The 13,185-nt window shown below is 55.9% G+C and carries 12 protein-coding genes; 4 read left to right on the top strand and 8 right to left on the bottom strand.

All coding sequences use genetic code 11. The features are described from left to right. Positions 1–64 precede the first annotated feature (64 nt). From NYE74_RS27750 to NYE74_RS27735, 4 genes are read right to left on the bottom strand one after another with little or no spacing between them, the layout of a single operon-like run. Positions 65–841, bottom strand: coding sequence for a VOC family protein (locus tag NYE74_RS27750; RefSeq protein WP_124333262.1), 777 nt, complete (start codon positions 839–841; stop codon positions 65–67). After that, positions 838–1,653 carry a pyrroline-5-carboxylate reductase gene (gene proC, locus NYE74_RS27745; protein ID WP_036626227.1) on the bottom strand — a complete coding sequence of 272 codons (816 nt, stop codon included), beginning with the start codon at positions 1,651–1,653 and terminating at the stop codon, positions 838–840. Before proC ends, NYE74_RS27750 begins: the two co-directional genes overlap by 4 nt. Before the next feature lie 18 nt (positions 1,654–1,671). Further along, entirely contained in the window at positions 1,672–2,496 is an 825-nt protein-coding gene (locus NYE74_RS27740) for a MetQ/NlpA family ABC transporter substrate-binding protein (RefSeq protein ID WP_036626229.1), read from the bottom strand. A gap of 2 nt (positions 2,497–2,498) precedes the next feature. Beyond that, positions 2,499–3,524: a uroporphyrinogen decarboxylase family protein gene (locus NYE74_RS27735; protein ID WP_340925716.1), complete on the bottom strand. Its 1,026-nt coding sequence runs from the start codon at positions 3,522–3,524 to the stop codon at positions 2,499–2,501. 226 nt (positions 3,525–3,750) lie between these two features. On the opposite strand from NYE74_RS27735, the gene NYE74_RS27730 reads away from it, so the two are divergent. From NYE74_RS27730 to NYE74_RS27720, 3 genes are all read left to right on the top strand, one after another. Next, positions 3,751–4,785: a methionine ABC transporter ATP-binding protein gene (locus tag NYE74_RS27730; protein ID WP_036628822.1), complete on the top strand. Its 1,035-nt coding sequence runs from the start codon at positions 3,751–3,753 to the stop codon at positions 4,783–4,785. Further along, complete coding sequence (locus NYE74_RS27725) at positions 4,779–5,438, top strand: methionine ABC transporter permease (protein WP_036626235.1); 660 nt, start codon at positions 4,779–4,781, stop codon at positions 5,436–5,438. The genes NYE74_RS27730 and NYE74_RS27725 overlap by 7 nt, the downstream gene beginning before the upstream one ends. A gap of 459 nt (positions 5,439–5,897) precedes the next feature. Continuing rightward, positions 5,898–6,506: a 3'-5' exonuclease gene (locus NYE74_RS27720; protein WP_036626238.1), complete on the top strand. Its 609-nt coding sequence runs from the start codon at positions 5,898–5,900 to the stop codon at positions 6,504–6,506. A 144-nt stretch (positions 6,507–6,650) separates the two neighbouring features. On the opposite strand, the gene nadE is transcribed toward NYE74_RS27720, so the two are convergent. From nadE to NYE74_RS27705, 3 genes are all read right to left on the bottom strand, one after another. Next, positions 6,651–7,460: an ammonia-dependent NAD(+) synthetase gene (gene nadE, locus NYE74_RS27715; RefSeq protein WP_036626240.1), complete on the bottom strand. Its 810-nt coding sequence runs from the start codon at positions 7,458–7,460 to the stop codon at positions 6,651–6,653. 164 nt (positions 7,461–7,624) lie between these two features. Further along, entirely contained in the window at positions 7,625–8,059 is a 435-nt protein-coding gene (locus tag NYE74_RS27710) for a BrxA/BrxB family bacilliredoxin (protein ID WP_036626242.1), read from the bottom strand. Positions 8,060–8,258: 199 nt separating this feature from the next. Then, positions 8,259–9,959 (bottom strand): two-component system sensor histidine kinase NtrB, encoded by a 1,701-nt coding sequence (locus tag NYE74_RS27705; protein ID WP_036626244.1) that lies wholly within the window; start codon positions 9,957–9,959, stop codon positions 8,259–8,261. A gap of 190 nt (positions 9,960–10,149) precedes the next feature. On the opposite strand from NYE74_RS27705, the gene NYE74_RS27700 reads away from it, so the two are divergent. Continuing rightward, positions 10,150–11,436 (top strand): BaiN/RdsA family NAD(P)/FAD-dependent oxidoreductase, encoded by a 1,287-nt coding sequence (locus NYE74_RS27700; protein WP_036626246.1) that lies wholly within the window; start codon positions 10,150–10,152, stop codon positions 11,434–11,436. 463 nt (positions 11,437–11,899) lie between these two features. Here the strand turns inward: NYE74_RS27700 and NYE74_RS27695 are convergent, their stop codons facing one another. Next, a complete protein-coding gene (locus tag NYE74_RS27695; protein ID WP_155620832.1) occupies positions 11,900–13,171 on the bottom strand; it encodes an ABC transporter permease in 1,272 nt (423 codons plus the stop codon). Positions 13,172–13,185: the final 14 nt, after the last annotated feature.

The raw sequence follows: 13,185 nt of genomic DNA, 5'->3' as shown, positions 1-13,185 counted from the left end.
CGACAAAGAGGCTGCCTCGTAAGCCGCTGCGGCTAACGGGACAGCCTCAATATTTTCATTCAACTCATTCCGGCAAAAAGACAAACTGCGCTTCGCCGATTTCCAGCGTCCTGTTCTGCAAGCCCGGCGCGCCGGTCTTAAAAACAAGCTGCGTTAACCGCTCCGCGTCCCCCCGCTTGAACAGAAACGACTTGTCTCCGATGCCAAGCCGGGCCGATTCGCCGCCAGGTTCCGATTCCAGCAGCGGCAAACCGAACAACGCTTGCCAGTGTGCGGCCGCGGCCGCCGGATCGGAGACCGTAAACACGGCGCTGTGAATGTCCACTTCTCCCGCGGGATGATCTTGGATAATCCCCGATGCTTTCAGCCCCGACAAGCGCTCAGCATCCGTACCGTTCCATTGCAGGATAAACGGATAATTTAGGCCCCGGTAATGCCCGTCGATCGTAAACATCCGCCATTCGATCCAGTTCCCTCGCGCATCGAGCCTCCGCCCGTCCAAAATCGGCGAGAGTTCAAGGCCTTGACCCTGTAGACGGGACGCCAGCCCATCGATATCGTCCGTGCGCAGCGCGACCCGGCTGAACGCTTCGCGGGCTGGCAACTCCACCAAGGCGTCGCGGACAACCGCGTTGGGCGTATCGATTTTTTCCGCCAGCGGCCGGTCCTCGATCCCGAGAAATTCGATATACGTTAAGCCAAAATAACTTAGCGCGTTATACGTCCCCCAGAACTTATGGGAACCGCCTTTAAAGGCCGTCAGTCCCCATTTTGCAAACGCCTCAACCGGTGTATTCAAATCGTTGACGTATTGCACGGTGTGGTCCCACTTCAGCATCATTGGGACACTTCCTTTCCAAGTTCCGTTGTCCGTCTGACCGCCGTCAGCACGCTTCGCTGCAACCCGGCGGCAAAATCGCTGCGGTTCAGCTCGTGCAAGGCGTTAATGCCCACCCCGCCGGGGGAATTGTTGATGTCGAGAAGCTGGCGCGGATGCAGCCCGGTATGCCGCAGCATCGCCACCGCGCCTTCGACGTTCTCCAAAGCGATCCGCCAGGCCTGTTCCCGCGGCAGTCCGGCGAGCACCCCCGCATCGGCAAGGGATTCGATGAAATAATAAACATAATTCGGTCCGGCCACGCCGTAACCGGTAAAAACGTCAAGCTGCGCTTCGTCCACCACCTGCACTTTGCCAAACCCGTTCAGGAATGCTTCCACTTGGGCCAGTTCCGCATGTTCGTTAAACGCCACTCCGCTGTATCCGAAGCCGGTGTCCGTAAGCGTGTTCGGAATAACCCGGACAACGGAACGCTTGGAGCCGACATAACTTTCCAGCTTGGCTATGGTCACGCCCGCTACGATTGATACGACAACGCCGTCCTTGCCGGCAAACTCGCGGATCAATCCGCCGACCCCGGCCAAGTCATCCTGCGGCCGCACAGCGATCACGATCAGCTCGGCCTCCGCCAGCGCCTGTTTCGGTTCTTCCGCGGCCTGTATACGGTAGGTTTCACTTAAATATCGTACGCGCTCCTCCCGAACATCCGCCGCGCTGATCAGATGGGCCGGCACCGTCCCACTGCCGACAAGCGCCCGGATGATCGCTTCGGCCATCTGCCCTCCGCCGATGAAATGAATACGTTGCTGCGCCATTTTACATTACCTCCTCTATTAATTGTTCTCCCATGCCGCCGGCAAAATAAATCCGTCATACTTGTCCTGGGACTTGATGTACTCCTCGAACTCCGGGGATTCATAAGCGGCTTTCAGGTCTTTTGCCCATTGCGTGTTTTCGTCGGCCTTGTTTATAGATACGATAATCCGGTGCTGCTCAGGCGTATTTTCGATTTTTAAAGCCTCGGTAATTTTCCGCTTCGCATTCGCGATATAGTTGCCGTTCACCACCCCGAAATCGACATCCTTCAGCGACACTAAAATTTGCGCCGGATCCAGCACCTGAATGTCGATAGCGTATTGCCCCGGCGACACGCTGTTCAAGTTGAAGTCGGTCGTGCCGGCATTCTCGGCCACCTTCACCCAGCCCAGCTCCTCCAATATCCGGACGGCGCGCTCCTGATTCACCGGATCGTTGGGAACGGCCACCGTGCTGCCGTCCTTCACTTCGTCCAAAGACTGATGTCTCTCGGAATACAAGCCCTGCGGCGCGCTGGGAACAAAGGCGATGCCGGTCATGTCCATATGCAGCTCGTCATTGATCCCTTCCATGTATGCGGTGCTCTGGAACACGCTGGCATCGATAGACTCTTCCTGCATCGCCGGATTCACCTGCATATTTTGGGAAAAAGTTTTGATGTTCACTTTGTACCCTTTTTTCTCAAGGATCGGCAAGATGCCCGCCCGGAATTGTTCCTCATAGGTTCCGACGCCGAAGCCGACCGTAATCTCCTTTTTGTCTTGGCCGGCGGTGCTTTGTTTGCCGCAGGCGGAAAGCACCAGCAACAGTCCGATCAATAAAACAGCCGAAAATTTCTTCATGTTTACAACCCCTCTTCCAGTGAATTGCGCAATTGGTATAAAGCAGCGTCCGTCGCATTCACCGGCACCGCACAGTTCGGCGCCAGCAGGAACGGTTGGCCCCGCATCAGCGAAAGCGCCTCGCGGGCTTGCGCGCGAATGCGTTCAAGATCGCCGCCGGCGAACAGGGCATGGTCGATCCCTCCCACCTTCGTTGCCCGGAGCGGAGCGTCCAATCCGGCGTTGCCGGCGGCGTATGTATCCCAACTGATCCCCTCGATAGGATAATCGTTAAACCGTTCAGGCTGGGAATGAGCTCCGCAAGTATGCAGAATCCGTTTGCCGAAACTTGCCGCTTCAAGCACGATGTGATCATAAGGCCTTGAGAACTCGTTAAAAGCGGATTCGTCGAACAATCCCGGATGGGCGGTTCCCGTCACCGCGTAAAAAATGCCATCGATCCCGATCCGGCCGAGCTCCTCCACATACTCCGCCAAAGTTACCGCGATGGCGTGCAAAGCGCGGTGCACTCCGGCCCGCTGCCCGCCGAATAAAGCTTCGAGCGGGACGGGCCGTTCGCTGCCGTAAACCGTATCGTTCACGTAAGCCGACTGCCCCGCCAGAAACAACAATACCGTCAGCGGCGAGAAGACGGTTTGCGTCAACGGCGTATCCGCCAGTCCGGACCGGATCAGCCGGGCCGCCTGCAGCTGCTCCGCCAGTGGGGCCGATTCCGCCGCCCGCCGCGCCTCAATCCGCCATACATCGGCCGCCTCCCGAATGGCCGCCGCGGTCTGTTTGGGAAATACCGTGCGGTAATCGCGGAAATCGTAGCTGTTTCCCCAAGTTTCCGCGTAATAGGTCGCCCGCGGATTGATTTTGACCCAATCCCAAGCGAATTTCCGCGTAAAAGCGATCGTCGCTTCCGCCAAGTCCCCGGCATTTTGTTCTTTATTCAAAAAATGATGCCAGCCGCTGACAATCGGACGATCCGCCGTTTCGCCGGACAACAGGGCCCGAAATCGGGCCGTTTTATTCCAGTCTGCCATGTCGTTGTTCTCCCTCCAGCAATTCCGAGTTATCAGGTTGGATAAGTTTAAATCATACTAGCATACCAAAAAGTTTGACGTCAATGTGATTTTTAATTGACACTCCTTCATTGATGGGGTTATATATATTTGAAAATACTATAAAGTTCATCGGAAAAGTATGCATACGAGCATCAATGAATCAGGAGGAAGCCACATGACTCTAAACTCATCGGCAGGACGGCAAATGATTGAGATCAGGGATGTTTACAAAGTTTTCGAACGCAAAGGAATTTCCAGCACCGCGCTGCAAGGGGTAAGCTTAACCGTGGAAAAAGGGGATATTTTCGGGGTAATCGGCTACAGCGGAGCGGGCAAAAGCACCTTAATCCGCTTGGTCAACCGCCTGGAAAGACCCACCGGCGGACAAGTATTTATCGAAGGGCAGCCGCTTGATTCCTTAAATGCCGAGCAGCTGCGGGCTTTGAAGAAACGGATCGGCATGATTTTTCAGCATTTCAACCTGCTGGAGTCGGGGACGGTTTATCATAACGTGGCCATACCGCTCATCCTGCAAAAAAAGCCGAAGCAAGAGATCCGGGAACGGGTCAGCGAGCTGCTGGAATTCGTCGGCCTTGGCGACAAAGCCGCAAGTTACCCGAGCGAACTGTCGGGCGGCCAAAAACAGCGGGTCGGGATCGCCCGGGCGCTGGCCTCCAATCCGTCCATTTTGCTGTGCGACGAACCTACCTCGGCGCTGGACCCGCAAACCACGCAAGCGATTTTGCAGCTGCTTAAACGCATCAACGCCGAATACCATATTACGATCATGATTATTACGCATGAAATGGCTGTCATTCAGGAAATTTGCAACCGCGTCGCCGTAATGGAGGCCGGCCGGATCGTCGAACAAGGCCCCGTGCTGGATGTGTTTGGCCGCCCGCAGCATCCGACGACGCGAAGCTTCGTGCAGACGGTCATTCACGACCGCCTGCCGCAAAGCGTTAAAATAAGCCTCGACCGGAAAGCGGAGAAAGCCCGCCTGTTTAAGCTGGGGTTTGTCGGGGCCGCCGCATCTTCCCCGATTATCAGCAGGCTGATTCGCCATTTTACCGACATGGAGGTTAATATTTTGTTTGCCTCCACCTCCGAAATTCAAGATACGACGCTCGGAAGCATGATCCTTCAGCTCCAAGGACCTTCCCGTACCATCGATGAAGCGGCCTGCTTCCTTCACGCCCAAGGCGTTCAAATTCAGGAGGTGACCGAAACCGTATGTTAAGTACAACCATTACCCTCGATCAATTTATGCAAGCCATCTATGAAACGATTTACATGGTCAGCTTCTCTTTGCTGCTTGGGGCATTGCTGGGCATACCGCTGGGTATTTTGCTCGTAGTAACGCGGCCCGGAGGTTTGCTGGAAAATAAGGCGGTGTACGCCCTGCTTAATCCGGTCATCAATATCGTCCGTTCGCTGCCGTTTATCATTTTGCTCGTCGCTATCATCCCGTTGACTCGGGCGATCGTTCAAACCTCCATCGGCACGAACGCGGCCATCGTTCCGCTGATCATTTATATTGCCCCGTATATTGCGCGGCTGGTCGAGAACTCGCTGCTGGAAGTAAATCCGGGAATATTGGAAGCGGCGGAAGCCATGGGGGCGACGCCCGCGCAGGTGATCTGGCACTTTCTGCTGCCCGAAGCGTTCGGCTCGCTTATTTTAAGCCTGACCACCGCAACGGTCGGATTGATTGGCGCAACCGCGATGGCCGGAACGGTTGGCGGGGGCGGCGTCGGAGATCTGGCTATTTCGTACGGATACCAGCGTTTCGACGATGTGGTGATGGTGGCTACGGTTATCGTGCTCGTTTTGTTCGTTCAGGGGCTGCAATCCCTCGGCAACTGGCTGGCGCGAAAAGTAAGGCGCCGCTAGTGCGCGGCGAAGCGGCCGCATAAAACAAGCTCAACCTGGAAGCCGGCACTTTAACAGCCGATTAGCGGAACGGCCGGCCGTCGGCCTGCAAAATAGCGGCACTTTATGTACTTATGATCCGGAGCCCGGCTAGTTCGTCTCCATTAGCGCCATTTTATGTACTTATTTCCCTATGAATGGTCCAGAACGCGGGCATTTCCTGGCGACGAGGGGAAATAGCGACATAATTTGCCTCTAATTCTCTCAATTGAACGGATATCGCCGGAATAACGCGCTTTTTTGTCCTTATTTTTTGCCGGATTTGCCCAAGGCAGGATGTACGTCTGATAGTTCAGCGTCCAAACGCAGTTTTGGGGTGCCGGATAAAAAGATGTTCTTATCCTCATAGCGCGGATTATATTTGCCTCCTATACTATTAAAGTAGAGACTGATATACCTGATTGATAGGAGGATGTACCGGTGAATTTTACAGCCATTGATTTTGAGACCGCCAATGCAAGCCGTTCAAGCGCCTGTTCCCTTGGGCTGGTTCAAGTTAGAAATGGAGTGGTGACGGCAGAACATGTCTGGTTGATCGATCCGCTCCAGCCGTTTGACAGGATGAATATCGCGATTCACGGAATCACTCCTTCCATGGTTGAGGGACAACCTTCCTTTGCCGAGCTTTGGCCTATTGTGGAGCCGCTGCTTCAAGGAGAAGTCGTCGTAGCCCATAACGCCGTTTTTGATATAAGCGTGCTGCGCTATTGTCTGGATGCCGCGGAATTGCGTTACCCTGATTTCCAGTACTTATGTACATACCGCATTGGAAAGGCGATGCTCCGGGAGCTTCCTTCCCATAAACTAAATATCGTCTCCAAGCATTTCGGCATCAGCTTTAAACATCATGATGCGCTTGATGACGCTAAGGCATCCGCTTATATTCTATTGAAACTAATGGAGCAGCAGCAGCAGGCCGATCCGCTCCAGCTTGCCGTCAGTCAGGGTTACAATCCCGGAACGATGTATGCGGGCGGTTATACTCCCTTTAAAGCTTTGCCCAAAAAACAGCAAAAAGTCGGCCAATGAAATGCAGGCAAAGAGTCAATTTTGGGGCATTCCGCCTGCCGTAAGACCATCGCACAAGGCAAAAAAAGCCAAGCAAAGGGACTTTAAATAAATTCATCCTCTTTAGCTTGGCTTCCTGCAAGCGCACATGCCGGCCGGCTAATGTCAGATCCCCGGGATCGGGCTGCGCTTATGCTCCGTTTTCAAATAGAACGATTCCAGGCGCTCCCGAACGGCCGGATCGACCTCTTTGCCTTCCAGATAGTCGCTGTTGTCTTCGTAGCTGATTCCCAGCTCCTTCTCGTCCGTCTGGCCTTCCCACAGCCCGGCGGTCGGCGCTTTGTCCAGCACGCTCTGCGGCACGCCAAGGCGGGCGGCGAGCTGGCGGACCTGGCGCTTGTTCAGGGAACTGAGCGGGGTAATGTCAACCGCGCCGTCCCCCCATTTCGTATAAAATCCGGTGATCGCTTCGGAGGCGTGATCGGTGCCGACCACCAGCAAATTCAATTCAAAGGCGAGCGCGTATTGCATCACCATTCTCGTCCGCGCTTTGACGTTGCCTTTGCCCGGCGCGCTGAGATGGCGCGGTTTGCCGATGTTTTTGAGGCCGTGCTCCACCTCCAGCGCGATTTCGTCCACAGCTTCCTCGATGTTCGTCTCCACGGTATGCTCGAGTCCAAACGCCTTGGCCACCTCGTAGCTGTGCTCAATGTCTTCCTGCTGCCCGTAAGGCTGGAACACGCCAAGCGTCATGTAAGGCTGGCCGGTTTCCTGCGTCAGCTCATCCGTCGCCCGTTTGCACAGGCCGGCCGTCACGGCGCTGTCGATGCCGCCGCTAATGGCGATCAGCAGACCGCTCGTCCGCGAGCTTTTCACATGCTCCTTCAAAAAATCGACGCGCTTACGGATTTCCGCATCGACGTCAATGACGGGCTTTACGCCCAAACGCTCAATAATTTCCTGCTGCAGACTCATTCCTTATCCCTCCAACTCCAATATCTTTTTTGCCATGTGCCATGAGCCCGTTTGGAACTCGCGCTACTATGTAAAAATGCCCCTGCGGTAACGGATTTGAGCCGAACCTCGGGGCGCTTGCGGCGCTGGGCGGATAGCCCTGCCGCGGATTGCAAACATGCGGATTACCGGCAGAAGCGGTCGAACGCGCTGGTCAGATCAGCGGCGATTTCCTCGGCCGAGCGGTCTTCGATTTGATGGCGCTCGATAAAATGCACCAATTCCCCATCCTTCATCAGCGCGATGGAAGGCGAGGACGGCGGATACGGCGCGAAATATTCGCGGGCTTTGGCGGTTGCTTCCTTATCCTGTCCGGCAAACACCGTAAACAGATGGTCCGGCGTCAAATCATGCTGCAGCGCCTTCGCCACGCCCGGACGGCATTGGCCCGCCGCACAGCCGCAGACGGAGTTCACGACGACCAAAGCGGTTCCTTTCGCTCCGGGCAGCTTCTCCTCAACCTCTTCCGGCGTCCGCAGCTCCTGAATCCCCAGTACGGTTAATTCGTCTCTCATCGGTTGAACCATGTCTCTCATATATTGGTCAAATGACATAGACATTCAAATCACTCCTTGTGCATACGAAATAAGTGGCACCCGCAGCCTTGCCGTACCTATAGCTCCCGGCTTACGGATTATATCTATTATACATTCATCAAGTTGGAAAGCAAAGACAAACGGCGCAAGATTGAACCCTGCGTTGACCGGCCCGTTCCTGACGGCGCCCAACTTCTTGCGGAGCGGTTCTTCACTAGGCGCTTTACGTCTCGGCGAACGGAAAAAAGACCGTAAACGTCGTTCCTTCCCCTTCCCCGGAGCGGACGCTGATTTTGCCCCGGTGGCGTTCGATGATGCTGAGGCATAAGGCCAGTCCAATCCCCGTCCCCTTCTCTTTCGTCGTATAAAACGGTTCGAACAGCTTCGCCTGTTGACTTGGCGGTATTCCCGGACCCGTATCGGTCACGAGCAGCTCCACGCCGGAATCGGCCAACCTCGTTTCCATCGTCAGCTGCCCTTTTCCCTCCATCGCTTCCATGGCGTTGCGCGCCAAATTCAGGATCAGCTGCTTGATCTCCTTCCCGTTCAGCAGCAGCGCCGGCACCTGCTCATCCAGCTTGACCTCGATCGTCTGTCCGCGCAAATTGGCATCCGCCCACAGCAAAGGCGTCAGCTCCATGATGATGTCGTGCAGATCGCACAGCTCGTTTTCCATCGGGCGGTTTTGCGCCAGCGAGAGAAAATCGTTGATGATGCCGTTGGCCCGGTCGAGCTCGTCCAACACGATCCGGTAATAGTGGTCCAGATTGGACGGACTCTTCTCCCGCATCAGCTGCAGAAAGCCGCGAACGACGGCCATCGGGTTGCGGAGCTCATGCGTAATGCCGGCCGCCATTTGTCCGACGAGGCTCAGCCGCTCGACATGTCCCCGCTCCATGCGGAGGGTTTCCAGCTCCGTAATGTCCTGGACGATAGCCACGGCGCCGATGATTTCCCGGCTTTTTAGGATCGCCGAAGCGCTGGTAAAATAAATATGGTCATCGCTTTGCAGCAGCTCGGACGTTTTCGACTTTCCGGCAAGCGCACTTTTCACCCGGGAAGCGAGCTTGCCGATCGGCAAGCCGCCGAGGACGTCCTCCAGCTTGCGCGAGATCAGATCCGCGCGCGCCGCCGTTTCCGCCTGCTCGTTGCGGTGCATTCCATATAACTGGAGAAACGTATCGTTTACCGAGATAATAAAGCCTTGCTGATCCAGCAGAACGATGCCAAGCGGCGCGGCATCCATCATCTGCTGCAATCTCTCGGCTTCGCGGAAATATTCGCCCGAAAGCTGCGTAACCTGCTCGCGGAGTTTTTCCTTTTCCAGCGTGTTCTCCACCATATGGACAAACAAGCTGCCAACCGCCATCGCAATGCCGACATTAAGCAGAGTGGAAATTAAAGCGCTTAAATCCGAAATCAGGGATAAATCCCCCGTCAGGAACGGAGATCCGCCGCTCATCAGCCCGCCGCCCATGAAGCACAGCGAAAGAATCGCAACTTTGCCGTGCCGTTCGGTCCTTCTGAAATAACGGGAGGCTAAAAATACAAGCGGATAAAGCGGCAGCCCCGTCTCCAGTATAATTCCGGCCAAGGTGTGGTTTATTGTATACAACGGATAGATTATAATATGAAGCGCCGCAAGGATCGCTCCGCTCCGAAACCTGCCGTAAAGAATGAGCGCGAACAGCGGCAGTATTCCGAAATTAAGCGGGACCGCTTCCCACAGGCGAGAAGCGAACAAGGCGCAGAGCAGCATGCTGAACATACACGTAAACGTAAGTCCCTGGACGTAGGGCGTCCCTTTAGCAGCGGCACCATTTTGCTGTAAATGACAATTTCTTTTTTCATACGACAACGGAAACAGAAGCGCAGGCAAGCTGGCAATGAGCACCTGCAACACGATTTCTTTTACAGCCTCCACGTTCTCCCTCCTCAGGCGGAAGAATACCATTCTAGTTCGATTAAAACATAGGCGACAAAGTTTTACAATAATGCTTGGTTCAGAAAAATATAAATTATTTTAGGGCACAGGTGGATGAGCCTCGCAGTGTTGCATCGTCTCAAGAGTTTTAAAAATAAGTAAGAAAGTACAAACGGAAAGGAACGACGGCATGAAAAAATACGACGTTATCGTCATCGGAGGGGGGCCTTCCGGATTAATGGCGGCGATCGCCGCGGCCGAACAAGGCGCAAATGTGGCCCTGCTCGACAAAGGGGACAAGCTCGGACGCAAGCTCGGCATTTCCGGGGGCGGCCGCTGCAACGTAACCAACAACAAGGACATCGACGAGCTGATCGCTTATATCCCGGGGGGCGGCCGTTTCCTGTACAGCGCCTTTTCGCTGTTCGGCAACCGGGACATTATCGCTTTTTTTGAGAATTTGGGGATCGCCCTGAAGGAAGAGGACAATGGACGGATGTTTCCGGTGTCGGACAAAGCGAAGACGGTGGTCGACGCGCTGATCGGCAAAGCCCGCTCGCTCGGGGTAAAGCTGCTCGTCCATCATCCCGTCGGCGCAATCGAATACGGGGCGGACCGGGTGCGCGGGGTAAAGCTGGCCTCCGGCGAAACGCTGCCCGCCGCCTCGGTCATCGTGGCAACCGGCGGCAAATCGGTGCCGCATACCGGTTCCACCGGGGACGGATACCCTTGGGCCGCCGCCGCCGGCCATACGATTACTGAACTATATCCGACCGAGGTGCCGATCGTTTCCCGGGAGCCGTTTATTCAAAGCCGGGAGCTGCAGGGCCTGTCGCTGCGCGACGTGGAGCTGTCCGTACTGAACCCGAAAGGCAAACCGGTTGTTTCCCACCGGGGAGACATGCTGTTTACCCATTTCGGGTTGTCCGGCCCGATCGCCTTGCGCTGCAGCGGATTTATCCGGGGCGTCAAACAGAAAAACGGGGGCGCCGACGTCACGATGGCCATCGATCTGTTTCCGGGCGAAAAAGCCGGCGAATTGGAGCTCCGCCTGCGGCAGCTGGCCGCGGCGGAACCGAAAAAAGCGCTGAAAAACGTGTTTAAGGGCACCTTGCCCGAACGCCTGCTGCCGCTGTTGTTCCAACGGACCGGCCTCGCCGCCGATACGACTTACGAGCATCTGCCCAAGGAGCCCTGGCAGCAATTTGTCGCCGTGCTCAAAAACTTTACGCTTAAGGTCACGGGAACCCGCTCGTTTGAGGAAGCGTTCGTCACCGGCGGAGGCGTCAACCTTAAAGAAGTCGATCCGCGGACGATGGGCTCGAAGCTGATGCCGGGGCTGTATTTTTGCGGCGAAATCTTGGACATCCACGGCTATACCGGCGGCTATAACATCACGGCCGCCTTCGCGACCGGCTACACCGCGGGGCATCACGCCGGGCTGGCGGCGCTGGAGAGCGCAGGAAGGGATGCCTAGTAGACGATTCTGAAAATAACGTTAGCATGATGGCAAGTGAAGACTTGAGAAAACGGAAAAATGGCCTATTGAAGATCTCGGGTGACAACATCAAGGAAAAAAAGGGCGCTATTTCCGCGACATCCCCTATGTTGCGTAAGTATTGAGGAATTTTATGGCGCTATTTTCACGATTTAGTGGCAAAAGGCCGCCTTTCGACATGTTCATCGAAAAATAAGACCCAAAAGTTCCCCTATGGTGATGAATAGGCCCAAATTCGGAAAATAAGCCCCTAAAGTTCCGCTATTTCATGGGGATAATACTGTGCACAAGATGGCCCCCGTCCGCAGATAAGCCATATTATTTCCGGATCATTCTACTAGTAGAACGATCCTACAGTAAGCCAATCCTAGCTAGCCTCCTTGCAGTCAGATCGTCCGTCACCAACGTTCATGATTTCGGGAGGCAGATTTTACGCTCTGTTTTACGCTCTGCGCAAAAGCAAGATCCCGATTTTTCCATAAAAGCCGCCCAGCACGATCGCCAGCAAAACGCCGCAGAGAATCGCCCCCGGGCCTCCCCAGAGCGGCGGATACAAGGTGAGCCCAAGCCCGGCCGTAAAGCAAACCAGTCCGGGAAGCAGCAGCAGGGTCATCGCCGGAACCGCCGTGCGGTACTCCAGCATTTCCCCGGGATTCAGCATCCTCATGGCATCCCTGGCGAAAAAAGCGCGCAGATGGCCGCTTAACCAATACATCAGCAAAAAAATCAGGGCGATATACACGATGGCATTCACCGGATAAGGGGGAAGCACAACCGCGGCCAGGCCGGCCAGGACCAATTGCCCGTACAGCTTCAGCTCGCCGCCGCGAAAAAAAGCTTTGACGAGCGCTTCCGCGGTCCGCGCCTGCGGGCTGCGCGACGGCAGCAGCTTGCGCCAGCGCCGGAACAGCCAGGGCCTCGCCCCCGGCTTCGGCGCTTTCGGCGCATCGACGGCAGGAACCAGCAAAAGCGCGATCAGCTTCGTTTTTTGCCGCTCCTCTTCGCGGACTTCGGCATCAAACCGCCCTTTCAGCCGGAACCTCCACCCTGCAAGCACCGCCGCTAACAGCGCGGCGGCCAGCAGCGCAAGCAGGAAGTTTGCCGCTTCCTCTGACGCCCCCGCAGCGAAGGCCCAAACCGAAAAAACGGCGCTCAGCAAGCCGTAGGACAGCCAGCTATATATGATGCGCCGCCAGCCTGTGGTCAAGACGCCCAGCAAATTGGCCAGCAGCATCTGCACGGCTTTGAGGCCGTACGCCACGGCACACCAGGCGGCGACGGAGGGCCAGCTCATCCCGAACACCCGAACCAGCAGCGGGCTTAACACCGCAAAAACCGCGCACAATACCGCGGCCTGCCTTGCCATGGACAACATCCATCCGCGCAGCAGCAGCCCCTTGACCCAGCGGGGGCGCTGCCTGAGAAACAATACGTCGGCGGCTTCGATATAAAGGGACAGCCCGCCAATGGAGTACACCAGGAACAGCAGCAGCACCGGAACGGCCGCAAACGGCAGCGAAACGAGCCAGGCCGGGAGCTCGTCCCGCCAGAGCCCGTAGTAGGCCCGCCCCCCCAGCAGCAGCCCGGGGATGCCGATATACAGCAAGATCGTCAGATCAAAAGTGCTGCGCAGGGCGCCGAGCTGCAGCCCCAAACGATCCCTCCACCTGCGGAAGAACAACCGGTTTACGGTTATGGAAGTAATATTTTTCATGCGGCATTGTCTCC

The sequence above is a fragment of the Paenibacillus sp. FSL P4-0127 genome (assembly GCF_038007325.1).
Classification (GTDB): domain Bacteria; phylum Bacillota; class Bacilli; order Paenibacillales; family Paenibacillaceae; genus Fontibacillus; species Fontibacillus macerans.
This window is presented reverse-complemented; position numbering and strand designations above follow the sequence as displayed.